Origin of the sequence: Nocardia rhamnosiphila NBRC 108938 (genome assembly GCF_000720425.1) — a bacterium.
Lineage (GTDB): Bacteria > Actinomycetota > Actinomycetes > Mycobacteriales > Mycobacteriaceae > Nocardia > Nocardia rhamnosiphila.
In genome coordinates this window covers 139,454-165,205 of sequence record NZ_JOAJ01000005.1, presented here as the reverse complement: position 1 = coordinate 165,205, position 25,752 = coordinate 139,454, and the positions used below count along the sequence as shown (strand labels likewise).

At 67.4% G+C, this 25,752-nt stretch carries 22 protein-coding genes and 4 tRNA genes; 13 read left to right on the top strand and 13 right to left on the bottom strand.

Annotated elements, in window-relative coordinates; translation table 11 throughout:
• Window positions 1-204 precede the first annotated feature (204 nt).
• Both IG75_RS0118500 and IG75_RS0118495 read left to right on the top strand, forming a co-directional pair.
• A complete protein-coding gene (locus tag IG75_RS0118500) occupies window positions 205-2,694 on the top strand; it encodes a glycerol-3-phosphate 1-O-acyltransferase (protein ID WP_051714712.1) in 2,490 nt (829 codons plus the stop codon).
• Window positions 2,691-4,145, top strand: coding sequence for a 1-acylglycerol-3-phosphate O-acyltransferase (locus tag IG75_RS0118495; RefSeq protein ID WP_051714711.1), 1,455 nt, complete (start codon window positions 2,691-2,693; stop codon window positions 4,143-4,145). Before IG75_RS0118500 ends, IG75_RS0118495 begins: the two co-directional genes overlap by 4 nt.
• A gap of 6 nt (window positions 4,146-4,151) precedes the next feature.
• Here IG75_RS0118495 and IG75_RS0118490 read toward each other — a convergent pair whose 3' ends face one another.
• The 6 genes from IG75_RS0118490 to IG75_RS0118465 all read right to left on the bottom strand — a co-directional run bounded on the left by IG75_RS0118490 (window position 4,152) and on the right by IG75_RS0118465 (window position 6,358).
• On the bottom strand, window positions 4,152-4,871 hold the full coding sequence (locus IG75_RS0118490) for a polyprenol monophosphomannose synthase (protein ID WP_281181629.1): 720 nt from the start codon (window positions 4,869-4,871) through the stop codon (window positions 4,152-4,154).
• 163 nt (window positions 4,872-5,034) lie between these two features.
• The gene (locus IG75_RS0118485) at window positions 5,035-5,217 is read right to left on the bottom strand and encodes a hypothetical protein (RefSeq protein WP_030522827.1); all 183 of its coding nucleotides are present in this window, start codon (window positions 5,215-5,217) and stop codon (window positions 5,035-5,037) included.
• A gap of 74 nt (window positions 5,218-5,291) precedes the next feature.
• Window positions 5,292-5,365: transfer RNA gene (locus tag IG75_RS0118480), tRNA-Phe, on the bottom strand.
• Window positions 5,366-5,420: 55 nt separating this feature from the next.
• Window positions 5,421-5,497, bottom strand: a tRNA-Asp gene (locus tag IG75_RS0118475).
• A 27-nt stretch (window positions 5,498-5,524) separates the two neighbouring features.
• Window positions 5,525-5,600 (bottom strand) — tRNA-Glu (locus tag IG75_RS0118470).
• A 95-nt stretch (window positions 5,601-5,695) separates the two neighbouring features.
• Window positions 5,696-6,358, bottom strand: coding sequence for a TetR/AcrR family transcriptional regulator (locus tag IG75_RS0118465; protein ID WP_030522828.1), 663 nt, complete (start codon window positions 6,356-6,358; stop codon window positions 5,696-5,698).
• An 875-nt stretch (window positions 6,359-7,233) separates the two neighbouring features.
• On the opposite strand from IG75_RS0118465, the gene IG75_RS0118460 reads away from it, so the two are divergent.
• Together IG75_RS0118460 and IG75_RS0118455 are read left to right on the top strand one after the other, a co-directional pair.
• Window positions 7,234-7,306 (top strand) — tRNA-Lys (locus tag IG75_RS0118460).
• 454 nt (window positions 7,307-7,760) lie between these two features.
• Window positions 7,761-8,729 (top strand): acyl-ACP desaturase, encoded by a 969-nt coding sequence (locus IG75_RS0118455; RefSeq protein ID WP_030522829.1) that lies wholly within the window; start codon window positions 7,761-7,763, stop codon window positions 8,727-8,729.
• 86 nt (window positions 8,730-8,815) lie between these two features.
• Here IG75_RS0118455 and IG75_RS0118450 read toward each other — a convergent pair whose 3' ends face one another.
• The gene (locus IG75_RS0118450; protein ID WP_030522830.1) at window positions 8,816-9,436 is read right to left on the bottom strand and encodes a hypothetical protein; all 621 of its coding nucleotides are present in this window, start codon (window positions 9,434-9,436) and stop codon (window positions 8,816-8,818) included.
• Between the two features lie 249 nt (window positions 9,437-9,685).
• Between IG75_RS0118450 and dusB the strand changes: the two genes are divergently transcribed.
• The 3 genes from dusB to phoU all read left to right on the top strand — a co-directional run bounded on the left by dusB (window position 9,686) and on the right by phoU (window position 14,327).
• The gene (gene dusB, locus IG75_RS0118445; RefSeq protein ID WP_030522831.1) at window positions 9,686-10,834 is read left to right on the top strand and encodes a tRNA dihydrouridine synthase DusB; all 1,149 of its coding nucleotides are present in this window, start codon (window positions 9,686-9,688) and stop codon (window positions 10,832-10,834) included.
• Between the two features lie 1,116 nt (window positions 10,835-11,950).
• Window positions 11,951-13,582, top strand: a complete 1,632-nt coding sequence (locus tag IG75_RS36375; RefSeq protein ID WP_245713307.1) for an LCP family protein — start codon at window positions 11,951-11,953, stop codon at window positions 13,580-13,582.
• Between the two features lie 82 nt (window positions 13,583-13,664).
• Complete coding sequence (phoU, locus tag IG75_RS0118435; RefSeq protein ID WP_030522833.1) at window positions 13,665-14,327, top strand: phosphate signaling complex protein PhoU; 663 nt, start codon at window positions 13,665-13,667, stop codon at window positions 14,325-14,327.
• Between the two features lie 713 nt (window positions 14,328-15,040).
• Here the strand turns inward: phoU and pstB are convergent.
• From pstB to IG75_RS0118405, 6 genes are all read right to left on the bottom strand, one after another.
• Window positions 15,041-15,817: a phosphate ABC transporter ATP-binding protein PstB gene (pstB, locus tag IG75_RS0118430; protein WP_030522834.1), complete on the bottom strand. Its 777-nt coding sequence runs from the start codon at window positions 15,815-15,817 to the stop codon at window positions 15,041-15,043.
• A gap of 19 nt (window positions 15,818-15,836) precedes the next feature.
• Complete coding sequence (gene pstA / locus IG75_RS0118425) at window positions 15,837-16,745, bottom strand: phosphate ABC transporter permease PstA (protein ID WP_030522835.1); 909 nt, start codon at window positions 16,743-16,745, stop codon at window positions 15,837-15,839.
• Window positions 16,745-17,716: a phosphate ABC transporter permease subunit PstC gene (gene pstC / locus IG75_RS0118420; RefSeq protein WP_030522836.1), complete on the bottom strand. Its 972-nt coding sequence runs from the start codon at window positions 17,714-17,716 to the stop codon at window positions 16,745-16,747. The genes pstA and pstC overlap by 1 nt, the downstream gene beginning before the upstream one ends.
• 88 nt (window positions 17,717-17,804) lie before the next feature.
• Window positions 17,805-18,914 (bottom strand): phosphate ABC transporter substrate-binding protein PstS, encoded by a 1,110-nt coding sequence (pstS, locus tag IG75_RS0118415; protein WP_030522837.1) that lies wholly within the window; start codon window positions 18,912-18,914, stop codon window positions 17,805-17,807.
• Window positions 18,915-19,215: 301 nt separating this feature from the next.
• Window positions 19,216-20,124: a mycothiol synthase gene (mshD, locus tag IG75_RS0118410; protein WP_030522838.1), complete on the bottom strand. Its 909-nt coding sequence runs from the start codon at window positions 20,122-20,124 to the stop codon at window positions 19,216-19,218.
• 11 nt (window positions 20,125-20,135) lie between these two features.
• A complete protein-coding gene (locus IG75_RS0118405) occupies window positions 20,136-20,903 on the bottom strand; it encodes a winged helix-turn-helix transcriptional regulator (RefSeq protein ID WP_030522839.1) in 768 nt (255 codons plus the stop codon).
• 192 nt (window positions 20,904-21,095) lie between these two features.
• Here IG75_RS0118405 and IG75_RS0118395 point away from each other — a divergent pair, with 192 nt between their 5' ends.
• From IG75_RS0118395 to IG75_RS0118360, 6 genes are all read left to right on the top strand, one after another.
• Window positions 21,096-21,905, top strand: coding sequence for an LmeA family phospholipid-binding protein (locus tag IG75_RS0118395; RefSeq protein WP_030522841.1), 810 nt, complete (start codon window positions 21,096-21,098; stop codon window positions 21,903-21,905).
• Entirely contained in the window at window positions 21,902-22,357 is a 456-nt protein-coding gene (locus IG75_RS0118390) for a thioredoxin family protein (RefSeq protein WP_030522842.1), read from the top strand. The genes IG75_RS0118395 and IG75_RS0118390 overlap by 4 nt, the downstream gene beginning before the upstream one ends.
• Before the next feature lie 507 nt (window positions 22,358-22,864).
• Window positions 22,865-23,344, top strand: coding sequence for a DUF4395 domain-containing protein (locus IG75_RS0118380; RefSeq protein ID WP_030522843.1), 480 nt, complete (start codon window positions 22,865-22,867; stop codon window positions 23,342-23,344).
• 34 nt (window positions 23,345-23,378) lie between these two features.
• The gene (locus tag IG75_RS0118375) at window positions 23,379-24,212 is read left to right on the top strand and encodes a sulfurtransferase (protein ID WP_030522844.1); all 834 of its coding nucleotides are present in this window, start codon (window positions 23,379-23,381) and stop codon (window positions 24,210-24,212) included.
• Between the two features lie 5 nt (window positions 24,213-24,217).
• Complete coding sequence (locus IG75_RS0118370; RefSeq protein WP_030522845.1) at window positions 24,218-24,523, top strand: DUF1416 domain-containing protein; 306 nt, start codon at window positions 24,218-24,220, stop codon at window positions 24,521-24,523.
• A gap of 410 nt (window positions 24,524-24,933) precedes the next feature.
• Complete coding sequence (locus IG75_RS0118360; RefSeq protein ID WP_030522847.1) at window positions 24,934-25,677, top strand: heme-binding beta-barrel domain-containing protein; 744 nt, start codon at window positions 24,934-24,936, stop codon at window positions 25,675-25,677.
• Window positions 25,678-25,752 lie beyond the last annotated feature (75 nt).

Here is a 25,752-nt window from a genome sequence, read left to right as displayed (position 1 = left end):
TAAGGTTAGCATTACCTCTTCTCGTTGGGAGGTCTCGGAAACGACCGGAAACGAGCCAAACAACCCCAACGGCGCAAGAGCCGTCCATAGTGGTTGGCAAGGAGTATTTTCGAGCCGACGACCGATCGGGTCCCGCCGATCCGGTCACGCGGCCCCGGCCCGGGCCGGGGCCGACCGCCCCCATCCGAGCAGAGGATCCACACCATGATCGAGCACCGCAGTGGAGCTCCGGCAACCTCCGACCTGCCGCTGGAATCGGTGGTTGCGCTGGTGGATTCGGCTTCGGGTGCCGAACGCGAACTGATCGGGCGCTGGATCGCCGACGGCGGCCTGGCCGCCGAACTGGGCGTACGCGCCCCGGTCACCCAGCTCGACCTGGACGCCGGTGCCATCGCCGACCGGCTCACCGGCCGCGCCGACGATCCACTGGTGGTCCCGGTCCGGGTGCTGTGGCTGCCGCCCGAACGCGACGGTGTCCGGCGGGTGACCTTCGGTGACCTCGCACAGCTCACCAATCCGCGCCGCCCGAACCGGCTCGCCCAGCGGCGGCTGATCGAACGGTCCCCCGACCGGCACCTGGTACTCACCGGCAGCCCGGCCCGGCTGAGCGAACTGCGGGCCAACAATCCCGAGGCCACCGCCCTGCACTACGCCGGCACCACCGACCCGTTCGCCCGCGCGGTGGTGCGCGCCGCGGTGGTCGCGCTCGAACGCGCGGAACGCGGCGTGATCGGGGACCGGTACAAGGTGCCGCGACTGGTCACCGAGGAGATACTGGACTCGCCGGAATTCCTGCGACGGCTCGAATCGATCGCCGACGAGAGCGGGGCCGATCCGCTCGAGGTGCACCGGCGCGCCGAGAAAGCCCTGAACGAACTGGTCGCGACGCAGAGCCGCACGGTCTCGGATCTGTTCACCCAGGCCATGCGCCCGGTCCACGCGTCGACCTGGAAGGTGGACTGCGACGAATCCGGGCTCACCGCCCTGCGCGACCTCAACCGGCGCTACCCGCTGGTCTTCCTGCCCTCCCACCGGTCCTATGTGGATGCCTTCGTCCTGGGTGATGTGCTGGCCCGCAACGATTTCCCGCCCAACCATGTGGTGGGCGGCGCGAACCTGCGGTTCTGGCCGATGGGCCCGATCGCCCGGCGCACCGGCACGATTTTCATCCGGCGCAGTTTCGGTGGCGACACGGTGTATCAGGCAGTGGTCGAGGAGTACTTCGGCTACCTGATGGCGCGGCGGTTCAACCTGGAGTGGTACTTCGAGGGCGGCCGCACCCGCACCGGAAAGCTACGCCCGCCCCGCTACGGACTGCTCAACTATCTGGCCGCGGCCGTGCGCCAGGAACGGATCGCCGACGCGCTGCTGGTCCCGGTCTCGATCACCTACGAGCGGCTCAACGAGCTCGGCGCCATCGCCGACGAGCAGATGGGTGGTCGCAAGAAACCCGAAGGCCTGGCCTGGCTGGCCCGCTATGTCCGCAACCAGCAACATTCGGCCGGGCACGTCTACGTCCGCTTCGGGGCCCCGCTCTCGGCGCGTGAACGTCTCGCCGCCCACGGGGATCCGCTGATCGCGACCCCCGTCACCATCCCGCTACACCCGGCCGACGCCACCGGCCGGGCCCGGACCGACCCCGACGGGCCACACGACGAAATCGGCGAAAAAGAACGCCTGGCGGTACAGCGGCTCGCGTTCGATGTCGCCGTGGGTATCAACTCGGTCACCCCGATCACCGTCAACGCCCTGGTCACATTGGTCCTGCTGGGTGTCCACCAGCGGGCACTCACCAGGGCCGAGGTCTGCGAGGTACTCGCCCCGGTGCTGGACTACATCGAACAGCGGGACCTGCCGTGCGGCGAGATCGCGAAGCTACGTGACGAACAGAGCCTGGCCGTGGTCCTCGAGCAGTTGTCGCTCGCGAAGGTGGTCACCGTCTATCGCGGCGGGGTCGAGCCGGTGTACTCCATCGAGGCGGGCGCCCACCTGGAAGCCGCGTTCTACCGCAACAGCGCGGTGCACTGGTTCGTCGATCGCGCCATTGTCGAGCTGGCGATCCTGGCCGCGGTCGACGCCGCGCCGGACGATCCGGCCCGGGGCGCCGTCGGGCCGGACGCCGACGCCCTGGATATCGGCTGGGAAGAGGCCTATCGGCTGCGGGACCTGCTGAAATTCGAGTTCTTCTTCCCGGACCGGACCGAATTCGCCGAGCGCATCACCGCGGAGGTGTTGCTGATCGACCCGCGCTGGCGGTCGCGGTCGCGCGACACACTCGGCAGTGAGATCCTGGCCGCACTCACCGGCACCGGTTTCATGATGGCCCACCGGGTACTGCGCTCGTTCTTCGATGCGCAGCTGGTGGTGGCCGAACGATTGGCCGCCCGGGATCCGGCCGCGCGGGTCGACCGCAAAGAGTTCGTCGACGAATGCGTCTCGGTCGGCAGGCAGATGCTGTTGCAGCAGCGGCTGCACAGTACGGAGTCGGTTTCCACCGAACTCTTCGGCAGTGCGCTGAAACTGGCCGCCAATCGGGGGCTGCTCGAACCCGCGGACCCGGAATCGGCGGATTCGGTGGCCGAACTCGCCGCCCGGCGTGCCGAGTTCGCCGAGCGCCTGCGCACCATCGGCTTCCGGATCTCCCGGGCCGCCACCCTCGACCCGTCCAATCTCCCGGCCGGACGGGTCCGATGAGCACGCGGGCAGCGGGCACCGGGCACACCGGCGAAAACCCCGCGCCGTCCGGGGTCGACGCGGTGGTGGCCGCCATCCGCTCGGGCCCCCGCGGCGCCGGAGTCGGCGCTGTCTTCGACCTGACGGCGCTGGCCGAACTCGGGTCCACGCCCGTGCCGCGGTGGCGCGGACCGGACCGCGAGCTGCTGGAAACACTGTTCGACCAGTTGCGGCACAGCGGCGAGAGTTCGGCGGGCGATGTGCTCGAGCGCGGTGTGCGGGCGGCGGCCGGACGGACGCCGGAAGAACTGACCGCGCTGGGCGAACGCCTGTTCAAGCGGGGCTGGTACGACCGGTTGCGCCCCGAGCTGCTGCGCTTGGTGCAGGAACATATCGCGGCCGGGCATACCGTGGTGTTGACCGGGGACGCGGCGGAATTCCAGTTACGTCCCGCGGCCGCCGCGCTCGGTATCCCCCAGGTGCTCGGCAGCCGGGCGGCGGTGTCCGGCGGCCGGCTGACAGGGCTCATCGAGGGTGAAGTGCGTTACGGCCCCGAGAAGGCCGAGGCGGTGTCGGAATTCGCGGCCGCCCACGAGGTCGACCTCACGCGCTCCTATGTCTACAGCGGCAGCGCGAGCGATCTCCCGCTGTTGTCCCGCGGCGGCACGCGGGTGCCGATCGCGCCCGACCCCGTGCTCGCGGCCACCGCAGCCGAGTACGGCTGGGCCGCACTCGCGGTGGGCCCGCGGACCGCGCCGCGCCCGGCCGACTATCTGCGGACCGTGCTGGGGCTTTTCGCCCTGCTCGGCGGAGCCCTGTACGGGGTACTGCGCAAGTCCTACACCCGCGACCGGCGGGCCATGGCCGACGCCCTCATGAAATACGGCACCGCCTGGCCGCTGCGCCTGTGCGGGATCCGGCTCCGCGTCACCGGCGCGGAGCATGCCCGCCACCCGCGGCCCGCGGTCTTCCTGTTCAACCATCAGAGCCAGTTCGACGTGCTCATCGTGCCCGCGGTGCTCGGCGGGCACGTCACCGGCGTCGGTAAGAAGGAACTCATCCGGCATCCCATTTTCGGCCCGCTCATGCGGTTCGTCGGCGTCACCTTCATCGACCGTTCGAATACCGACCTCGCCAAGGCCTCGCTGGCCCCGGTGGTGGATACCCTGCGCGGCGGTCTGTCCGTCGCGATCGCCCCGGAGGGCACCCGTTCCTATACCGCGCAGCCCGGCAGGTTCAAGAAGGGCGCCTTCCACATGGCCCGGCAGGCGGGGGTGCCGGTGATCCCGGTGGTGATCCGCAATGCCGCCGAGGTCGGCCGACGGGATTCGATGATCGCGCGGCCCGGTGTGGTCGAGGTGGCGATCCTGCCGCCGATCGCGGTGGACACACAGGACCCATCCGAACTGGACGAGAAAGTCGCCGAGGTCCGGCAGCGCTATCTCGACACACTGCGCGACTGGCCGCGCTGAACGGTGTCAGAGGGCGCGGCCGAGAAGCAGCTTCCACGGCATCAGCGCCGATTCCAGCTGCACCTTGAGGCTCATCTTGGAAGCTCCGAGGGTCCGCTCCTCGAAGCGGATGGGTACCTCGGCGATACCGATGCCCTGCTGCTTGGCCCGGTAGTTCATCTCCACCTGGAAGGAGTAGCCGTTGCTGCGGATCGCGCCGACCTCGATGGCACGCAGCGTATCGGCCTCCCACGCCTTGAAACCGGCGGTGGCGTCCTTGATCCCGAGCCGCAGGATGGCATTGACGTAGAAATTGGCCCATGCCGAGAGTGCCTTGCGGTACCACTTCCATTCCGCCGCGGTGGAACCGCCGGGCACATAGCGGGACCCGAGCACTACTCCGATACCCGGCCGGTCCAGCTCCTCCAGCATGGCGGGGATCACCTCGGCGGGATGGGACAGATCGGCGTCCATCTGGATCACCACATCCGCGCCCTCCTCGAGGGCGCGGGTGATGCCGGCGATGTAGGCCCGGCCCAGCCCGTCCTTCTCCGTACGGTGCAGTACCGACACGACGTCGGGCAGGTCCGCGGCCAGCTTCTCCGCCACTTCACCGGTGCCGTCCGGGGAGTTGTCGTCGACTACCAGTACGTGCAGGCCGGGCACGGGTAGCGCGGTCAAACGCTCCACCGCTACCGGCAGATTGTCCCGCTCGTTGTAGGTCGGCACAACAACGGTAACCCTCAAGGGTCGCCCTCCCTGCTCACCTGGTCTCGCCCGGCGGCCGGGTACAGCAGGCCGCGAGCGTCGCTACGAATTACCCGTGAACGGTAGCCCAACCGCCCACCCGGGAATGCAGCGCACCGGTGATAGCGCCGCCGAGCGGGGCCGACGGCACTTCTCGGGCGAATCAGTCCCCCTCGCGATACGCCCGATCCGCCGCGTCCTGCGTGGCATTGCGCTGCCGCACGATCTCGAGCGCGCGTTCGGCCGTGGCCTGATCCGGATACGGCCCCATACGGTCCCGGAACCAGCACTGGCGCCCACGTTCGGCGCGCTGATGCTTCAAGCAGTAATACCACCGTTCGGCCATGGTCACAGCATTCCACCCGGCCGGGATCCGAAACAGCAGAAACCCCCCGATCGTGGTGATCAGGGGGTTGATTGTGGCCAGGGCCGGGATCGAACCGGCGACCTTTCGCTTTTCAGGCGAACGCTCGTACCAACTGAGCTACCTGGCCGCAGGCACCCGGAACGAATGCCATCCGATGGAAGCCGGATTGCTCCGGCATCCATTGGCGACCCTGACGGGACTCGAACCCGCGACCTCCGCCGTGACAGGGCGGCGCGCTAACCAACTGCGCCACAGGGCCTTGCTGTGTGCCACCTACTCGCATAGGTGGTACCCCCTACGGGATTCGAACCCGCGCTACCGCCTTGAAAGGGCGGCGTCCTAGGCCGCTAGACGAAGGGGGCTCGTCCCGGATTTCTCCGGACCGGCTTTTCAACGGCTGTCCGTTGGGAGCTCGCATAGCTTATGACAGGGTGCACACAATTCCCAAATCTGCTGGTCAAGCGGGGGAACCCAGCTCTTCCAGACGTGCGCTCGCCCGCCACCCCGACCGACCGAACTCCGCCACCCACGCCGGGGTACAGGTGGCCTGGACCAGGACCTCCAGCGACTCCCGGAACCGGGTGCGCAGATCCGGCTCGCCGCCGTGGGCGTCGGCCATATAGCGCTGACCGATCAGCGCGCCGGCGAGGGTCCGGGTGAAGCGATCGGGATCGGTATCCGCGCGCAGCTGCCCCCGTTCGATCGCCGCGACCGTCAGGTCACGGATGGCCGCGGAGAGCATCGGACAGCCGCCGTGGCCCTGCCGGTGGAAGCCGGGGTCGATGACGAGCCGGAATTCGGCCTGCACGATTATGTCGTGCTCGAGTCGCAACGCGAGTTCGTCGAAGACGCCGTGCAGAATGTCGAGCGGACCCAGATCCGTGCGCACGAGCCAGCGATCGATGGTGCTGCCGTATCGCTCGATCGCCGAATCGAGAACGGCCCGCGCCAGATCTTCCTTCGAATCGAAATGGAAGTACATGGCGCCCTTGGTCGCCCGCGATCCTTCCAAAATCCGGTTGAGCGAAGCCGCGGCATAGCCGCTCTTCCCGAACTCAACGGCGGCGGACCGGATAATTGCTGCCCGTGTCCGACGGGCCCGCTCTTGCTGCCGTGCCATGCTCGAAACGCCTCCGAAGCCTTGTGCAATCCGCGGGATTTCCACCCGCGGAATGCTCGCGACCGTTCATCCGCCTTTGAGGAGCGGGCCGAGGCCGCGAACTTATCCTGTTGTATGCCGACCTGCGGTCGGTTTATTGACCTGTACCGAACCTTTGGTACGAAACCCAGCCCGCAGAGGAAACACACCGGCTGGTATAATTCGAGGGCCCGGGTGCGCCGCAGGGGGTGCGCATCCGGGCATCGCGTTGCGCCGTTCCTGGTCCCCCATACGCCTCCCGCAGCGCCGTCCCGAGTGACACCCCGAATTCGCTGATTCGTCACGGTACTCGGAATCTCGTACCGGCATGCGGTAAACCGATACAGCGGGCTACCATTTCGCCATCCGGATTTCGCGAACCCGGCACCGACAAGGCCGGACGAATGGCCGAGCGAATCCTCCGGTAACGCAGGATGTTCGACCGCTCTAGCAGGTTCGGGGCCGGTACTCAGCCGGCTGCTCCGGCCCCTGGATGGATACCGCCCCGCTCATGCGCCCCGCCGGGAGCGCAACATCCCGGAATTCCGGTTCCCGAACCCCACATCTGCGAGAAATCCGCCTTCGCCGATCCAAAGGCATTGGTATCCAACATATTTGGATCGTATCGTGCTACCCGTTGTATCAACAATGCCGCAGGTACCGTGATACCGAACTCATGGGTATGGTTTCCGGCTCACCGGGCCTGCCGAACGGGCCCGACCTCCCCTACGACCCCATCGGGCCACCGCCCACCTACACCACACCGGACCGGGCCCCTCTGGCCCGAGTGACGGAAAGCACCAGCATAGCCGCCCGATTACGAGAAACGCGGACTCGACCAGTACACTTGCGGCCGCGCCCCTATAGCTCAGTTGGTAGAGCTACGGACTTTTAATCCGCAGGTCCCAGGTTCGAGCCCTGGTGGGGGCACCCCGGGTGCCCGGCCCACCGGCCGGGCACCCACCTCTTCTTCCCGCTCCCGGCGGGTCCGCCCTGTGAGTTGGACCAGCCTTGTCCCGGCCGCACTGTGACCGGAGCCGACCCGCGCGGACTTCTTCCGGTCCGGTGCCCGGGCGGTCCCCTGACGACGATGAACAAGCCTGATCAGCCCCGTAACTTCCGGCCGGACGCCGACCACGCATCCACCGATGTGCTATTTCCCACGGCCGCTAACGCAATCGGGACACCCGGCGATACGCCCATGACTGCGGATCCGGCCATACACTCGAGTGCGACCCCGGGCAGGGGCACCTTCGCCAACATGCACTGTTTCTCGGTCGGATGCGTTTCGTATCACACCTACGGTGCCGTAAGGTATGGCCGCATCGGCAACGGTCTACATCAGGTGCCCCGCACCAACGCAACATATGAAGGGCTTGATTACATGGCAAGGGATCTGACTCAACTCGAGCTGCTCACAGAGTTGGAGCCGGTTGCCGAGCAGAACGTCAACCGGCACCTCTCCCTGGCAAAAGAGTGGCATCCACACGACTACGTCCCGTGGGACGAGGGTCGCAACTTCGCCGCACTCGGCGGACAGGACTGGGACCCCGACCAATCCAAGCTCAACGAGGTCGCCAAGGCGGCCATGATCACCAACCTGCTGACCGAGGACAATCTGCCTTCCTACCACCGGGAAATCGCCGAGAACTTTTCCCAGGACGGTGCGTGGGGGACCTGGGTGGGCCGCTGGACCGCCGAGGAGAACCGGCACGGGATCGCCATGCGCGACTACCTGGTGGTGACCCGTGGCGTCGACCCGGTGGCCCTGGAGCAGGCCCGCATGGTTCATATGACCAACGGTTTCGCCTCCCCCGCCGAGGTCGACGCAGGCTTCCTGCATTCCGTCGCCTATGTGACCTTCCAGGAGCTGGCCACCCGCGTCTCGCACCGTAATACCGGCAAGGTGTGCGACGACGCCATCGCCGACCGCATGCTGCAGCGCATCGCGGCCGACGAGAACCTGCACATGATCTTCTATCGCAATATGTGCGGCGCGGCCCTCGACCTGTGCCCGGACCAGGCCCTGGAAGCCATCGCCCTGATCGTGGAGAATTTCCAGATGCCCGGCGCCGGTATGCCGAATTTCCGGCGCAACGGTGTGCTGATGGCCAAGCACGGCATCTACGATCTGCGCCAGCACCTCGAAGAGGTCGTCCAGCCGGTCCTGAAGAAGTGGAACATCTTCGGCCGTACCGACTTCACCGCGCGTGGCGAGCAGACGCGGGAGCGACTCGCCGATTTCCTGGACAAGCTCTCCCAGGATGTCGTGAAGTTCGAGGAACAGCGCGACCGGATGCTCGCCCGCGAGGCCGCCAAACGTGAGAAGGCCTTCGCCACGGTGAACGGCTGACCGTCCACCACACGGAACACAACGACCGAGACCGCCGGTGCCACCGGCGGTCTCGTCGCATTTTCCGGGCAGCCCGGCGGCACCTCTTATTTCATCGGCAGGGCACCGTCGACGCCGCCCACGTCGGTGACGGAGTTCTCGTCGACCGTCACCGTGTAGGTGACCGTGGTCTGCGTACCGTCCGGATTCTGGGCGTTGGTCGAGGTGACATTCACGAAGACGTTCACCTTGTAGACCCCGTCCTCTTCGGACATGACCTTCGCGGTGATGGGGGTGGCGGTCGAGGTCCACTGCAGCGGCACCAGGATCTGTTCCAGTTTCGGCGCGGTGTCGTCGAACTTGCCCGCCAGCTGGGGGCTGGTGTTCTTCTTCAGGGCGGCGATCCAGGCGTCGAGGTCCTTGTAGTTCACGGTGGCCGCGCCCACCGCGTACTCGGTGGCCAGCTGCTCGGCGTGGCTGTCGGCTGCGGCGCGCTCGTCGCGATCGGCCAATTCGCCTCGTGCGGTGAAATACAGCACGGCGAAGACGATGGCCGCCACGGCGAGCACCGCGACGACCGCGCCGCGGATCAGGCTGGAAACCTGGATGGACACCGTGCCCGGGCGGGATTCGGTCGGGGCCGGTTTCGCGGGGGCGGCGACGGGTTCGCCCGCGCCACCGGCGGTCTCCTCCGGCTCGCGGCCGGCGTCGTCGGTGTTCTCGGCCATGGATGTCGTCCTCTTTCGATTGCTCCCGATCGGGGCAGCGGCCCCGGCGGTATATCCAGCGGAAATCGGGCGGCCGGCAGGTCCGGCGTTCACGAGGCTAACGCCCGGCCGGACCCGAGCGGCAGCTACCCCGCGGAGCTCGCCGCGACGGGCACCGCCGCGGCCGAAAGGGCCTCCGGCGGCCTGCTGTCGCACGGTGAGGCACCCGACAGTGACCGGGCCCGGGCGCTCGAGGGAAAATAGAACACTGTGCAAACACAGTTGGAGCAGGAGACACGTCTGCGGATCGGTCCCTACCCGGTCGATCCGCCGGTCGTTCTCGCGCCGATGGCCGGTATCACCAACCTGGCCTTCCGCAAGCTCTGCCGGGAGTTCGGCAGCCCGACCGCGATCTACGTCTGCGAGATGATCACCGCCCGCGCGGTGGTGGAACGCAACGAGAAAACGCTGCACATGATGTCGTTCGACGAGGGCGAATCGCCGCGGTCGATGCAGCTCTACGGTGTGGACCCGGCCACCCTTGGCGAAGCCGTCCGGATCATCGTCGGCGAGGGCTGGGCCGATCACATCGATATGAACCTCGGCTGCCCGGTACCCAAGGTGACCCGGCTCGGGGGCGGCGCCGCCCTGCCCTACAAACGCAATCTGTTCGCCCGGATCGTCCGGGAGATGGTCCGGGCCGCCGAACCGGCCGGGGTGCCGGTGACCATGAAATTCCGTATCGGAATCGACGACGACCATCAGACCCACCTCGATACCGGCCGCATCGCCGAGAGTGAAGGCGCCGCGGCGGTCGCCCTGCACGCGCGCACCGCGGCGCAGCGCTACTCCGGGACCGCCGACTGGTCGGCCATCGCACGCCTGAAAGAGGCGGTCACCACGATCCCGGTGCTCGGCAACGGCGATATCTTCAGTGCCGCCGACGCGGTGACGATGATGGCGCAGACCGGCTGCGACGGGGTCGTGGTGGGGCGCGGCTGCCTCGGCCGACCCTGGCTGTTCGCCGAACTCGGTGCCGCCCTGCGGGGCGAGCCCGCGCCGGTGCCGCCCACCCTCGGGGAGGTCGGCGCGATCCTGACCCGCCATGCCGGACTGCTCGCCGAACACCACGGCGAAGACAAGGGCATGCGTGACCTGCGCAAGCATATGGCCTGGTATTTCATGGGCTTCCCGCTGGGCGCCGAGCTGCGGCGCAGTTTCGCAACGGTCTCCTCACTGACCGAACTGGACACGCTCATCGAGCAGCTCGATCCCACTGTCCCATTTCCGGCGGACGCCGGCGGCCCCCGGGGCCGGCAGGGTTCGCCGGGCAAGGTCGCGCTTCCGCACGGCTGGCTGGACGACCCCGAGGACGGGACAGTCCCGGCCGCGGCCGATGTCATGCACAGCGGCGGCTGAATTACCTGGGGCGCACCCCTGACCGATTCGACACGCCGATTCGACACGCCGCCAAACCGTCGTATGCGCGTGCAAACATAACTGCGGGCAACTTCCCAGCATTTACCGCTTTTGCTGCCCTCTCGTAATGTCCGAGTGGCCCCCGATGGCGAAATCGTTATCATTGCGGAATCCCGCGCAGCCTTTCGATCACGGTTGCGTCGGCAGTGAGTTGCGGAAAAGCGAGGTTCATTAGTGGGTGACGATCGGCACGGGCGATCATCAGGGCCCGGAGGTCGCGCACCGTGGGAGCGGTATCCCGCGGGAGAGTCCCCCGAAATGGACGAGGCGCGGGGGTCTCGTCGGCCACGACAGCCGGAGCCGCCCGCCGACCCCGGGCCGCTGACGGTCCAGGATCTGGTCGACCGGGTGGACAGTGAGCGGACGGTCCGGCGTCGCGAGGGCGACGCGCCACGCCACGGCGCACCGGACGGCCCGCCCCCGGGACGCGCGCCACGCCCGCCGGGTCCGGGGCCGCGGCCCGGCGCCGAACAACGCCCCCGGCCGGAGCAGGGCGGTCCCGGCGGTCCACCCGCAGCGCGGCAGAATCGGCCGCCGGCTCCCCCGCAACGTCCCGCTGCGCCCGCGTCGGGCCGGCCCTCCACCGGCTCGACTCCCGCCGCGCAACCAGGTCCGGCGGAGGGCCGGCCCGCGGGGCCGCCGCCCCGTCGTCCCGACCGGCCGCAACCCTCTGCGGCCCGCAATCAGCCGCCCGTCCCCCCGCAGCGGCCCGGCCCGGAGCAGCCCGGGCGCTCACCCGGTCGCCCCGGCGGCGAGATGCCGCCCGGCCCGAACGCCTCCCGTCCGCCGACCGGCAATCGGGCGGCGGTACCGCCGCCCGCCAAGCCCACCCCGGATCCGCCGAAACGTCCGCCGACCGGACAGCATCCCGCCGCACCGCCGCCGGTCGAGCCCGGCGATCCGACCACCGCGGTTCCGCAGCAACCCGACCCCGCCCGAGGCGGTCCGCGACCGGGTAGCGAAGCGGCACCGAGACGGTCCCGGCAATCATCCGGCACACCTCGGCGTGGCAAGAATGCGAAAGCCGCGGCCGTGGGAGCCGCGGACCCCCCCGAAATGGTCACCGATATTCTCGACCCGCTCGACGAGACCGATTCCCGGATCAGTGGCCGGACCGATACCGCCGGCTGGCCGACCTCGGGACCGGCCGCCTCGGAAACCATCGGTAAGCCGAGACGACGGCACACCCCCGAGAGCAAGCGCAACAGGCGGCTCCGAATCGCCGGCCGCGCCGGGGTGGCCTTCTTCTCCGTCCTGGCACTGCTGATCACCGGTGGTGGCTGGAGCTACCTGCGCGCCACAGGTAACAGCTTCACCCAGGTGTCCGCCCTCGCCGAGAACGATGACGACGTCATCGATGCCCAAGCCCAGCTCGGTGACGAGAACTATCTGATCGTCGGCACCGATACTCGCGCCGGAGCCAACGGCGATGTCGGCGCCGGCACCGTCGAGGATGCCGAGGGCGCACGCGCGGACACCACCATGCTGGTGCACATCCCGCAGAACCGGCAGCGCGTGGTGATCGTCTCCTTCCCGCGCGACCTGGACGTCACCCGGCCCGAATGCAAAGGCTGGAACAACGAGCAGAACGGCTACACCGAGGACGTACTCGCCTCGGCCATGAGCGATAAGCTCAATGCCGTGTACGCGCGGGGTGGTCCTCGCTGCCTGCTGTCCACTATCCAAAGGTTGACGGGCAGCACGATCAACCATTTCATCGGGATCGACTTCGCCGGGTTCGAACAGATGGTGAACAAGGTCGACGGTGTCGAGGTGTGTGTATCCAAGCCGCTCGAAGACGGGATGCTCGGCACCATCATTCCGGAGGCCGGCCGCCACCGCATCGACGGCGCCACGGCCCTGAACTACGTACGTGCCCGCCATGTCTACGGGGAAGAGCGCAGCGACTACGACCGGATCAACCGGCAACAGAAATTCCTGGCCTCGCTGTTGCGCGGTGCGCTGTCCGGAAAAGTCCTGTTGGATCCCGGAAAGTTGAACGGCTTCATCAAGGCATTCACCGAGGCCACCTTCGTCGATGGGGTCCAACCCAACGACCTGCTGATGCTCGGCCGATCGTTGCAGGACCTGGAGTCGGGAGCGGTGACCTTCTTGACCGTCCCCACCGCGGGCACCACCTCCTACGGCAACGAGATCCCGCGCACCTCCGATATCCAGGCGATCTTCCAGGCGATCCGCGACGATCAGCCACTGCCGGGAGAGAAGACCGCACCCGCACCACCGCCGACCTCCGAGGCACCGGTGCCGCCGTCGCTCACCGCGGTCGATCCGAGCGCCCTGTCGCTGCTGGTCTCCAACGGTTCGGGAATCGCCGGCCTGGCGAGTTCCACCGCCAGCCAGATGGCCAATGTCGGTTTCAACATCTACAACTACGACAACTACACGGAGGGGAACTCGACCGAGACGAAGGTCCGCTACTCCGCCGGCCACGAGGCCGAGGCGGCCACGGTCGCGAGCGCGATCCCCGGTGCGAGCATACAGCTCGACGAGTCGCTGGGCAGCATTGTCGAACTCGTCCTCGGCGAGGATTACCAGCAAGTGGTGAACGAGCCCACCCCGGTCGGCAGCCCCATCACCGATGTGCCGCCCACCAGCACATCGCCGGTCGAACTGCCCACCGATCTGGAGCACGTTAACGCCGGAGACGACCCCTGCGCCGCCCAGTAACTCAGCCGGGCACAGGCCGCCTACCGGGTTATTCACCCTGTGTTGGTGACGTGGACAGTAGCGCCAACTAGTCTTCTGATTCATGCGTGTCATCTACAACGAGCAAATGGCCGATCTCGCCCACCTGCTGGGCGAGATGGCCGGGTTTGCCGGTTCGGCCATGGATCGCGCCACGCAGGCTCTGCTCCAGGCCGACCTGCCGCTGGCCGAGCAGGTCATCGGCGAAGGCGATCGGATCGCCGAGATGATCGCCGACGCGGAGGAGAAGTCGTTCGCGCTGCTCGCCCTGCAGGCCCCGGTAGCCGGCGACCTCCGGCAGGTCGTCAGTGCGATCCAGATCGTCAACGACGTCAACCGGATGGGTACGCTCGCCCTGCACGTGGCCAAGGTGGCCCGCCGCCGGCACCCCAATCACGCCCTCCCCGAGGCGGTCAACGGCTACTTCGCCGAGATGGGCCGGATCGCGGTCAGCATGGGCCAGGGCGCCAAGGAGGTGCTGGGTTCCCGCGATCCCGAACGCGCGGCGCAGCTGAATCAGGACGATGAGGCGATGGACGATCTGCATCGCCACCTGTTCACCCTGCTGATGGACCGGGAATGGAAGTACGGGGTGGCGGCCGCGGTCGATATCACCCTGCTTGGTCGCTACTACGAGCGCTTCGCCGACCACGCCGTGGAAATCGGCCGCCGGGTCATATTCCTGGTCACCGGTGTACTTCCGCCCGACGAAGACTCCGAGGTATAGCCCCGGGCCCGGGTTCGACCGCCGGATTCCACGACGGCCGGATCGGCCCGCCGTCGGCCGGGATGGACCGTCCCCGATCAGGTAGACGCGGGAGTCGTAGCCGCCCGGTACAGAAACCACGATCTTTGCAACACCCAGAATTTCTGGGCGTTGCGGAGATCGCTGAAACCCGCTTTTTATCGGGCGGTTCCGATTATTGGAGTTGGATTACGTGCCGACGGATTGCCAATTGTCGGCAGCGTAGATTTCGGCCGGAGCGGTATCGCTAATTGACCACAATCCATCCGTACCGACCCTGGCCATATGAATAGCACAGCCACTTCGTCGTGCCCTCATGGCGAGTGTTGCCAACGGTGTACTCATTGCACGGGTCTGCCGGCTCAGCCGCAGCCTGCGGGGCCGATAGCGTCGCCCCCAAGATCGTGGCCACACCGAGCAATCCACTGGTGAGCAATCGTACTACCATCACGAACCTCTTTCTCTCGAACAGATTTCGACAGAGGTGTCGTGGCATTTTCTCCCCCCCTGCCTCACACAGAATATCGAATAATGTTGAAAGAAACAACAACTCGTTTCGACTCACGTGACGCGGGCAGTGCAGCGGCAGTTGCGGGTTCGGCGGCGACCCGAGGGGCTCCGGCCGGTACGACGTAGACAGAGAAGCCCGCGGGAGTCGTTCCCGCGGGCTTCTCGTCGTCGGCGTCGCCGGTGGCTCAGCCGAAACGGCCGGAGATGTAATCCTCGGTGGCCTTCTCGCCCGGGTTCGAGAAGATCTTCTCGGTATCGTCGATCTCCACCAGCCGGCCCGGTTTGCCCTGGGCCTCGAGATTGAAGAAGCCGGTCTTATCGCTCACCCGCGCCGCCTGCTGCATATTGTGGGTGACGATGACGATCGTGTATTCCTTCTTCAGCTCGGTGATCAGGTCCTCGATCGCCAGCGTGGAGATCGGGTCCAGGGCCGAACAGGGCTCGTCCATCAGCAGCACATCCGGTGACACCGCGATGGCGCGCGCGATGCACAGACGCTGCTGCTGACCGCCGGAGAGGCCGCCACCGGGCTTGTCCAGGCGATCCTTCACCTCGTTCCACAGGTTCGCGCCGCGCAGCGAGCGCTCGGCGACCTCGTCGAGTTCGCCCTTGTTGCGCACACCCTGCAGTTTGAGGCCGGCCACCACATTGTCGCGAATGGACATGGTGGGGAACGGGTTCGGCCGCTGGAACACCATGCCGATGGTGCGGCGCACGCCGACCGGGTCCACCTGCGAGGCGTAGATGTCCTCACCGTCGAGCATGACCGAGCCCGAGACACTGGCGTTCGGGGTCACCTCGTGCATACGGTTCAGCGACCGCAGCACAGTGGACTTACCGCAACCCGACGGACCGATGAAGGCGGTCACACTGCGCGGCAAGACGTTGAGCGCCACATCGGCGACGGCGTGGAACTTGCCGTAGAAGATGTTCAGGTCTTTGATGTCGATCCGCTTGGCCATCTGTTTTCCGTTTCCGCCCTTATCGGTTCCGCGTGAGGAGCTTGTTGACAGCCGCGGCCGCCAGGTAGAGCACCGCGATCATGAGGATCAGCGTCAGCGCGGCACCCCACACCCGCTGTCTGCCCGCATCCTCGGCGCTCTTCAATTCCTGGAAGATCAGCAGCGGCAGCGAGGCCATATTGCCGTCGAAGATGTTCATATTGATCGCCTTGCTGTAGCCGACCAGCACCAGCACGGGCGCCGTCTCGCCCATCACACGCGCCAGTGCGAGCAGGATCCCGGAGATCATCCCGGGCAGGGCGGTCGGGATGACGATCCGCACGATCGTCTTCCACTTCGGGATGCCAAGGGCGTAGGAGGCTTCACGCAGCTCGTCCGGGACGAGTTTGAGCATTTCCTCGGTATTGCGGACGACCACCGGCAGCATCAGCAGCACCAGGGCCAGCGCCACGGCGAACGAGCTCTGCGGGAAACCCAGGGTCGCGATCCAGAGCGCGAAGATGAACAGCGCCGCGACGATGGAGGGGACACCGGCGAGGATATCGACCATGAAGGTGGTCACCTTGGCGAACCGGCCGGTGCCGTATTCGATCAGATAGACCGCCGCCATGATGCCGAGCGGTACGGCGATGACCGCCGCCACCGCCGACTGCACGATGGTGCCGTAGATGGCGTGGTACACACCGCCGCCGGTCTGATCGGGCAGCACGCCCTTCTGCGAGTTCTGCCACCAGTCGAGCGACATGACGACGCCGATACCGTTGCTGACCACCATCCACAGCACCCAGCCGAGCGGGATGAGGGCGACGAGGAAGCACAGCGCGAACACCGCGGTCGCGATGTTGTTCTTGATCTTGCGGGCCGTGCTCACATCCCGGAAGGTCGGCGCCTTGATCGGCTTTTCGAGGCTGGTCGTGGTGGTGGTCATCAGCCGTTCACCTTTCCGCCTGCCGCGAGCCGGGCCAGCGCGTTCACGACGAAGGTCAGCGCGAAGAGCACGAAGCCCGCCGCGATATAGGCGCCGGTCGGCAGCGGCGCGCTGAATTCGGCCGCGGCCGAGGCGATCTTGGACGCGAAGGTGAAGCCGCCGTCGAACAGCGACCAGGTGCCCGGAGTGGCCGAGATCTTCAGGATGAGCAGGACCGCGATGGTCTCACCGAGCGCGCGACCCAGGCCGAGCATGGAACCGGCGATCACACCGCTGCGGCCGTAGGGCAGGACGGTCATCCGCACGACCTCCCATTTGGTCGCGCCGAGTGCCTGGGCCGCCTCGATATGCGCCGGCGGGGTCAGCGCGAAGACCTCACGCGAGACCGAGGTGATGATCGGCAGGATCATCACCGCCAGCACCACGCCGGCGGTGAAGATGGTGCCACCGCCACCGATCGAGACATTGCCGTCGGAGAACAGGAAGAACCAGCCGAGGTTGCCGTTGAGGAACTCCTGGATCGGTTTCAGATACTCCGCCAGCACCAGCAGGCCCCACAGGCCGTACACGATCGAGGGCACCGCGGCCAGCAGATCGGTCAGCATGGAGAACGGGCGGGCGAGCCGCTTCGGCGCGTAGCGGGTGAGGAACAGCGCGATGCCGACACCGATCGGCACCGCGATGACCAGAGCGAACGCGGAGCTCAACACCGTCACCATGAACAGGTCACGGATACCGAAGCGGAGATTGTCCGCGTCACCGGTGTTGAACTCCGCGCTGGTGAAGAAGTTCACCTCGTCAGCCCGGAGCGAAGGCACCGCACGAATCAGCAGGAACAGTGCGATCAGCGCGATGGAGGCCACGATGATCGCCGCGGCGGTGGTCGCCAGCGATTTGAACACCAACTCGGCCCGCCTGCCATGACCGCGACTTTCACCGCCTAGCGGCGGCTTGCTCGGATGGCTCGACATTGATGCGGGGACTCCTGCCTTCGGCAGGCCCGTCGCGCTGGACGAGCCTGCCGAGGCTACCTCTGGGTTGACTGTCATATTCGCGCTATCAGGAGATGGCGTTGATCGCCGTGGTCAGCTTGGTCTTGAACTCCTCCGGGATCGGCACGTAACCGTTGTCCGCCAGACCGTCCTGGCCGTTGGTGACGGCGGAGGTCAGGAATGCCTTGACAGCGGTCGCGGTCGCCCCGTCGGCGTACTTCGAGCACACGATCTCATAGGTCGGCAGGATGATCGGGTAGGAGCCGGCCTCGGTGGGCTTGTAGAACGACGAGGTGTCGAGCACCAGGTCGTTGCCCTCGCCCTTGATCTTCACGCCATTGATCGCCTTACCGGCGGTCTCCGAGGTCAGCTCGACCGGTTCGGGGCCGGCGGAGGTGATGATCCGGGCCACGGACAGATTCTGCGACTTGGCGAACGACCACTCGTTGTAGGAGATCGAGTTCTTGGTGTTCTTCACCGCGGCCGAGGTGCCCTCGTTGCCCTGGGTGCCCTCGCCGACGCCGCCGTTGAAGACCTTGCCGGCGCCCTTGCCCCACGCGCCCTCGGACGCGGCGTCCAAGTAGAGCTGGAGGTTGTCGGTGGTGCCGGACTCATCGGACCGGTACACGACCTTGATCGGCTCGGCGGGCAGCTGCTTGCCCTCGTTGAGCGCCTGGATCTCGGGGGCGTTCCAGGTCTTGACGGTGCCGTTGAAGATCTTGGCCACGGTCGGGCCGTCGAGCGCGAGATCGGTGACGCCGTCGATGTTGTAGGTGATGGCGATCGGGCCGAACACGGTCGGCAGGTTCCACGCGGGGGAAGCGCAACGCTCGGCGGCCGCGGCGGGCTCGCCCTTCTTCTCGCTGAGCGGCGAGTCGCTACCGGCGAAATCGGTCTGGCCGCCGAGGAATTCCTTGACGCCCGCGCCGGAACCGCTCGAGGTGTAGTTGAGGGTCTGGCCGTCGCAGTTGGTCTCGAAGGCGGCGGTGAAACGCTCGACGGCGTTCTTCTGCGCCGAGGAGCCGCTGGCCTTGAGGGCCTCCTTGCCACCGCAGGCGACGTCGGCGTTGGCCTCGACTCCGGTCGAGGACGCATTGTCGTCGCTACCGCAGGCGGCCAGCGGCAGGGTCACGGCCGCGATCACGCCGACGAGGGCGCTGCTGCGCTTGAACTTCACTCCAGTCCTCCGGATACGTCCTACTCGCCCGGTCCCTCACCGGCCCGGGCGCGTGTCGTGGTGCGGCCGTTCGCGGGGGAACTTGCACACCAGGCGACCCAATGCCGCCCAGAATCAAACTAGGGCGCGTCGGTGGACAGCTGGACCAGGGCAAGTGAACGGAAGGTGAACAGGGCGGCGCGAACACGTCCGATATGTGTGATGTTTGCCGCGTTGTTACTCCGCGCATACCGGAACGCGGCATTCCAGCGCCCGGACGTAAGAGTCGCACCCCGGGTGGTAACCCTCCGGTTCCGTGGTCTCAGGCCGGTATCGAGTAGGCGATATCGATATGCGCCGGGGCGAAATCCAGCCCGCGATAGGTGCGGACCGCGGCCGTGTTGTCCGCCTCGGTGTACAGCAGAACCTCGCCCAGCCCCGCATCGCGGAGGTGGTGCAGGCCGATCAAAGTGAGCAGCCGGCCGAGTCCACGCCCCTGGGCAGCCGGATCGATCCCGACCACGTACACCTCACCGGCCGGAGGATCCTCGTCGCGATGAACCTTGGTCCAGTGGAATCCGAGCAACCGCCGCGGCTCCTGCGCATCGAAGGCCAGGAAGAGCCCGGCCGGATCGAACCACGATTCGGCACGGCGCTCTTCCAATTCGCGGGCGGACCAGCCGCCCTGCTCAGGGTGCCAATCGAAAGCCGCGTTGTTGACCCGGAGGAGCTCGGCGTCGTCGGCCGGGCCGCGATAGGTGCGGACCACCAGCCCGTCGGGCACCTCGACAGCCGGTAGCTCAGAAGTTGCCAGCGGGCGGCGCATCTGCCAGAGCTCCCGCGCGGCCGACAGCCCCAGCCGCCGCGCCACCGCCTCCGCGGCGGGCAGCTTCCCGTGCGCCCAGATCCGGGCCTCCGGCCCACCCCCGGCCAGCACGGCCGCCACCAGATCGCCCCCGATCCCGCGCCCCCGCCATCCCGGGGCCACCGCCGCCTCGGCCATGGCGGGGTGCTCGCCGTGCGCCGGAGTCAGACTCGCGTACCCGGCCACCTCGTCTCCCGCCACGGCCAGCAGGTGGCGGGCCGGCGATTCGCGGCGCAGGCCCAGCCGGACCTGTTCGGAAACCGGCGCGACGCCGTCGGCGGTCGCCGCGGCGTCGAGCAGGGCACTCACCTGGCCGGCACGGGCGGCGGAGGGAAGCTCGTGCCACTGCAGTTCGTACTCACCCATATCGGCCGGGCTCACTGGACCGTGCCGTTGACCGGTGTCATCGAATCCTCTTCGGTTCCGTCCTTGTCGCCGCCCGCGGACCGGGCATCGGAGTCGCTCTTGTTGTTCGACCGGGCGGGACGCACCGCCTTGTACCCGACATTGCGTACGGTACCGATCAACGACTCGTACTCACTGCCCAGCTTCGCCCGCAACCGCCGGACGTGCACATCGACGGTTCGGGTACCGCCGAAGAAGTCGTAACCCCACACCTCCTGCAGCAGCTGGGCGCGGGTGAAGACCCGGCCGGCGTGCTGAGCGAGGTACTTCAGCAGTTCGAATTCCTTATAGGTCAGGTCGAGCGGGCGCCCGCGCAGCCGCGCGGTATAGGTGCCCTCGTCGATCACCAGCTCACCGAGGGTGATCTTCCCGGAGTTCTCCGGGCTGGCCGACCCCCCCGTCCGGCCGACGAGCAGGCGGAGCCGGGCATCCAGCTCCGCGGGCCCGGTACTGGGCAGGAGAATATCGTCGAGACCCCAGTCGGCATTCACCGCGACCAGCCCGCCCTCGGTGAGCACGGCGACCACGGGGACCGACGAGCCCGTGCTGCCGAGGAGGCGGCACAGCCCACGAGCGGCCGCCAGATCCGAGCGCGCGTCCACCAGCGCGATATCGGCGGTACCAGCCTCCAGTAGCGACGCCACCTCGGTGGGCGCGGGCCGCACATTGTGCGCGAGCAGCGACAGCGAGGGCAGTACCGATTCGTGGTCGGGGTCGGAAGTCAGCAGGAGCAGCTCCACAAGCACTCCTCCCATCTCGTAGCTACGCGAAAGCCAGCTTCGTCGCCGTCGCCACGTTGCTCATCCATATGTAATCGCTGCAAGATTAGCGCGTCGAACCCGATGACCTCGTATTCCGGGTCGACGCGGACCGAGCCGCCCCCGCCCACCGGCACGAAGCCCGTACCGGGCGCGTCCACTAGGGTGCATGCCATGCGGAAGCTGATCATCGGACTGCTGTGCCTGGCGGGCCTGGCAGTGCTCGTCGATTTCGGTGCGGCCGCATATTCGGAGTACCGCGTATCGCGGTCGCTGAAGGTCGGCGCCGATCTCAGCGCCGACCCCGAGGTCACTTTCCACGGTTTCCCGTTCCTGCGGCAGGCGTTCGACGGCCGCTACGACAATATCGAGATCAAGGCCGACAGTGTCCGGCCCGATATCCCCGGCGAGATCGGGCTGGAGGCCACGCTGCTGGGGATGAACCTGCCGCTCGGCGATCTGGTCGACGGCCGGGTGCGCAACGTGCCGGTGGATCGGGTCGACGTCCGGATGCGGGTCGCACCCACCGAACTGGGCCGCCTGTTCGGCATCCCGGATCTGGAGGTTCATTCCCGGCCGGCGGACAAATCCGACGGCACCGGCGGCTCGGGCGGGTCGGGGATGACCACGGCGGGCGCGCTGGTGCTGACCGGAACGCTGCCGTCCGCGCCGAGCGGGCAGCAGGGCGCGAGTTTCGCCGGGGAACGGGTGAGCGTCGCGGCCGATCTGCTGCTCGACGGCGATCAGGTGCGGATCGTGGCGACCGGCCTGTACTCGGAGGAGATCTCACCGGTCCCCTCCGAGCCGGTCGTCGACGACGCCGACATCCCGGCGGTGCTGGCGATGTTCACCCGTACCATCGATACGAAGGAACTGCCGTTCGGTATCCGACCCACCGAGGTGACCGCCCTGGGCGGCCATATCGTGGTCGAGGGCCGGGGTAGCGATGTGACGATCGATTTGAACAGATTGCGGCGCCCATGATCGAGATCACCATTCTGGCGGTAATGCTGCTGGCCGGGCTGGCCGTCGGCCTGTACCTGCGCCGGCGCGAGGGCGCGATGCGATCGGCCCCGGCCACCTTGGACCGCGACACCGGCGCGCGCGACGATCTGCTCGTCGCCGCCGGCGTGACCGGGTCGGGGCCCGCGGTATTGCATTTCTCCGCCGACTGGTGCGGCCCCTGCGCGGCGGTACGCCGGGTCGTCGCCGACGCCACCGGTGATCTGGCCGATTCCCCGCAGCCGCCGCGTGATATCGAAATCGATATCGACGCCGACCCGGCGCTGGCCAGGGCCCTCAATGTGCTGTCGCTGCCGACCACCTTCGTATTCGACGCCGAGGGCCGGGAACGGTTCCGGATCTCCGGTGTGCCCAAGACCAGCGATCTGCGCAGTGCCCTCACCCCGCTGACGGCCGGTTCGACCGCCGGCTGAGCTGTATCTATTTGCGCGCCTCCGGCGCGCGGGTCGAGGCCCTGTGACCCCAATTCTTCCCTCCTCCGCTCAGTCGCTGCGTCGGTCCAGAATCGGGGGCGGGCCCCGACCACTGAGGCAGACCATCCGGAATAGACCGAAGGTGCATGCTGCTGTCGTGCACCTCCACTGGCCTGGAGAGGCTCACAGCACTGTAGGCGCTCGGCGACCGCCGCTCCCTGGACGGCGGACGCCATCCGGTAAGGCCCCCGACCAGGAGCGGACCCCTACCCATTGGCACCGCGAAGTAATTGGGTAGACTGCCCGGTGTGCAAAACCACCGCGAGCTGATGCTCACCCGTCGCCGCACAGTCGACCTGTGCCGCCTCGGTGGTTGTTGCTGCCTGTGCCGCTGAGCGGTCGGGTCTTCTTTCCTGACGCCGACCACGGTTCGTCCGCGCGAGCGATTTCATCCCCCGGCGAACCGGCCGAATTCCGCCGAAAAGTTCGAGCGCAGGAGCTTTGTTCATGTCCACTATCACCACCGTCGCGAACCGAGTCGATATTCGCGGTCCCCGTTTCGTCGCCTGGGTCACCACCGGCGTTCTGGTCCTGATCCTGCTGCTCGCCGCGTTCGCTCCGGTCGCCGCCACCGTGCTGGTCGCCGTCCAGACGCTGGTATTCGCGCTCGGTGCGCGGCTCGGGCCGCGCCGGCACCCGTACGGCCTGATCTACGCGCGCTTCGTCGCGCCCCGGCTGGGCCCGGTCGCCGAGACCGAACCGACCGCCCCGTTACGATTCGCTCAGTTGCTCGGCTTCGTGTTCGCCGCGGTGAGCCTGCTGGGCTTCCTTCTCGGCAGCACCGCCGTGGGCGCGCTGTTCGCCGGGTTCGCCCTGTTCGCGGCGTTCCTCAACGCCGCGTTCGGCATCTGCCTCGGCTGCAAGTTGTATCCGCTGGTCACCCGGCTACGCCCGAACACCCCGTCCGAATCCCCCGCATCGAACTGAACACCGATCCGCTGTCACCACTGAAAGGGAAAACATGGCTCGCTCCGATGTCCTGGTCTCCGTCGACTGGGCCGAAGAGAACCTCAAGACCCCCGGCGTCGTCTTCGTCGAGGTCGACGAGGACACCACCGCCTACGAAGGCGGACACATCGAGGGCGCCGTGCGGCTCGACTGGAAGAAGGACCTGCAGGATCCGGTCCGTCGTGATTTCGTGAACCAGGAGCAGTTCTCCGCACTGCTCTCGGAGCGCGGCATCGCCAACGACGACGAGGTGGTCCTGTACGGCGGCAACAACAACTGGTTCGCCGCCTACGCCTACTGGTACTTCAAGCTGTACGGCCACAACAACGTCAAGCTGATCGACGGCGGCCGCAAGAAGTGGGAGCTCGACGGGCGCCCGCTGTCCAGCGACACGGTGAGCCGCCCGGCCACCCAGTACAAGGCCGCGCAGCCGGACAACACCATCCGCGCCTTCCGCGACGAGGTCATCGCGGCCATCGGCACCAAGAACCTGGTCGATGTGCGCTCCCCCGACGAGTTCTCGGGCAAGATCCTGGCCCCCGCGCACCTGCCGCAGGAGCAGAGCCAGCGCCCCGGCCACATCCCCGGCGCGATCAACGTACCGTGGAGCAAGGCCGCCAACGAGGACGGCACCTTCCGTTCCGACGCCGAACTCGCCGAGCTCTACAATTCGGCCGGCCTGGACGGCAGCAAAGAAACCATCGCCTACTGCCGTATCGGCGAGCGTTCCTCGCACACCTGGTTCGTGCTGCAGGAGCTGCTCGGGCACCAGAACGTCAAGAACTACGATGGCAGCTGGACCGAATACGGCTCGCTCATCGGCGCCCCTATCGAGTTGGGAGAATAACCAGCATGTGTGCAGCACCTACCCAGGGCCAGGCCATTCCGGCCGGGGTCGATGTGGAGAAGGAAACGGTCATCACCGGCCGGGTTCTGGCCACGGACGGCGAGCCGGTGGCGGGCGCCTTCGTGCGACTGCTGGACGGTAACGGGGATTTCACCGCCGAGGTCGTCGCCTCGGGCACCGGTGACTTCCGTTTCTTCGCGGCGCCGGGCACCTGGACGCTGCGCGCGCTCTCCTCGGCGGGCAACGGCACGGCCGAACTCCGCCCCGACGGCCCGGGCATCCACAACCTGGACGTCGCCGTCTCGAAGTAGGACGGGACCGCACGGCCCGGGATACGCCCTCTCGCAGGGTGTATCCCGGGCCGTTCCGTTTCCCGCCCGCTACTTCACCGAACACGCCGCTGCCGCGCACTATCGAAGGCGGCAATCCAGATCGGGCCCGGAGCGCGTGCCGCAGTCCATCCCGGAGGGGGCGACACGCGGGTATCGACCGCGCGGTGCGCCCATCCGGGACCGTTCACGGCGCACGACCACGCGATCCCTTTGCCCACCTCGAATGATCGGCAGTCGTGGCCGGAGTCACGAGGGCCCCGTCCCGCCCCGGCGGAGGCGGGGCAATAGAATCGGTCTGTGGTCCTCTTCTTCGAGATTCTGCTGATCGCCGTATCGATCCTCATCGGATGGTTCGGCCTGTACGTCTTCTACCGGCTGTTCACCGAATCATGAGCGGTCTCGCGAGCGAAGGTTCCGATCCGGCCGAGCGAGCGAGCGACAACAGCAACGGAAGGCCTCCGGCCGATACCCACGGCCAGAACGGTAACGGCCGTCCGGCCGATGCTCCGTCGTCGCTGAGCGGCGACCGGGCGGTGGCCGACGCGGTCGAACGCGCCAAGGCGACCGCCGGCCGCAACATCCCGGTGCTTCCGGACCTCCCGCTTCCCGACGATACGGCGAATCTACGCCTCGGCCCGGACCTGAATCCGGCCATGCTGGCGCTGCTGCCGATGGTCGGCGTCTGGCGCGGTGAGGGTGAGGGCAACAACCCCGAGCGCGGGGACTATCGCTTCGGGCAGCAGATCGTGGTCTCCCACGACGGCGGCGACTATCTGAGCTGGGATTCGCGGTCCTGGTTCGTCGAATCCGACGGCAGCTACGGCGGACCGGACCTGCGTGAGACCGGATTCTGGCGGGTCGGGATCGACGGCAGCGACGAGGTGCTGGAACTGCTGCTCACCCACAGCACCGGAATCGTCGAACTCTTCTACGGCACCGCACTCACCCAGGCCTCCTGGGAACTGGCCACCGATGTGGTGATCCGCAGCCAGACCGGCGCGGTGGTGGGCGGCGCCAAACGTCTGTACGGAATCGTCGAGGGCGGCGATCTGGCCTATGTGGAGGAGCGTGTGGTGGCCGATGGTCCGCTGCAGCCGCGCCTGTCCGCACGGCTGCAGCGCTATATCGGCTGACCCCGGCGCCGCGGGGGTCCCCGGATACAGAACGACCCCCGAGCCGTATCGGCGCGGGCCCGTGGTGTGAATACC

Bases quoted from the DNA above. Each gene is read 5' to 3' on its own strand.
- IG75_RS0118500 (WP_051714712.1), top strand. From the start codon at position 205: ATGATCGAGCACCGCAGTGGAGCTCCGGCAACCTCCGACCTGCCGCTG.
- IG75_RS0118495 (WP_051714711.1), top strand. From the start codon at position 2,691: ATGAGCACGCGGGCAGCGGGCACCGGGCACACCGGCGAAAACCCCGCG.
- IG75_RS0118485 (WP_030522827.1), bottom strand. From the start codon at position 5,217: ATGGCCGAACGGTGGTATTACTGCTTGAAGCATCAGCGCGCCGAACGT.
- IG75_RS0118465 (WP_030522828.1), bottom strand. From the start codon at position 6,358: ATGGCACGGCAGCAAGAGCGGGCCCGTCGGACACGGGCAGCAATTATC.
- IG75_RS0118455 (WP_030522829.1), top strand. From the start codon at position 7,761: ATGGCAAGGGATCTGACTCAACTCGAGCTGCTCACAGAGTTGGAGCCG.
- IG75_RS0118450 (WP_030522830.1), bottom strand. From the start codon at position 9,436: ATGGCCGAGAACACCGACGACGCCGGCCGCGAGCCGGAGGAGACCGCC.
- IG75_RS36375 (WP_245713307.1), top strand. From the start codon at position 11,951: ATGGTCACCGATATTCTCGACCCGCTCGACGAGACCGATTCCCGGATC.
- phoU (WP_030522833.1), top strand. From the start codon at position 13,665: ATGCGTGTCATCTACAACGAGCAAATGGCCGATCTCGCCCACCTGCTG.
- pstB (WP_030522834.1), bottom strand. From the start codon at position 15,817: ATGGCCAAGCGGATCGACATCAAAGACCTGAACATCTTCTACGGCAAG.
- pstA (WP_030522835.1), bottom strand. From the start codon at position 16,745: ATGACCACCACCACGACCAGCCTCGAAAAGCCGATCAAGGCGCCGACC.
- pstC (WP_030522836.1), bottom strand. From the start codon at position 17,716: ATGTCGAGCCATCCGAGCAAGCCGCCGCTAGGCGGTGAAAGTCGCGGT.
- mshD (WP_030522838.1), bottom strand. From the start codon at position 20,124: ATGGGTGAGTACGAACTGCAGTGGCACGAGCTTCCCTCCGCCGCCCGT.
- IG75_RS0118395 (WP_030522841.1), top strand. From the start codon at position 21,096: ATGCGGAAGCTGATCATCGGACTGCTGTGCCTGGCGGGCCTGGCAGTG.
- IG75_RS0118390 (WP_030522842.1), top strand. From the start codon at position 21,902: ATGATCGAGATCACCATTCTGGCGGTAATGCTGCTGGCCGGGCTGGCC.
- IG75_RS0118380 (WP_030522843.1), top strand. From the start codon at position 22,865: ATGTCCACTATCACCACCGTCGCGAACCGAGTCGATATTCGCGGTCCC.
- IG75_RS0118375 (WP_030522844.1), top strand. From the start codon at position 23,379: ATGGCTCGCTCCGATGTCCTGGTCTCCGTCGACTGGGCCGAAGAGAAC.
- IG75_RS0118370 (WP_030522845.1), top strand. From the start codon at position 24,218: ATGTGTGCAGCACCTACCCAGGGCCAGGCCATTCCGGCCGGGGTCGAT.
- IG75_RS0118360 (WP_030522847.1), top strand. From the start codon at position 24,934: ATGAGCGGTCTCGCGAGCGAAGGTTCCGATCCGGCCGAGCGAGCGAGC.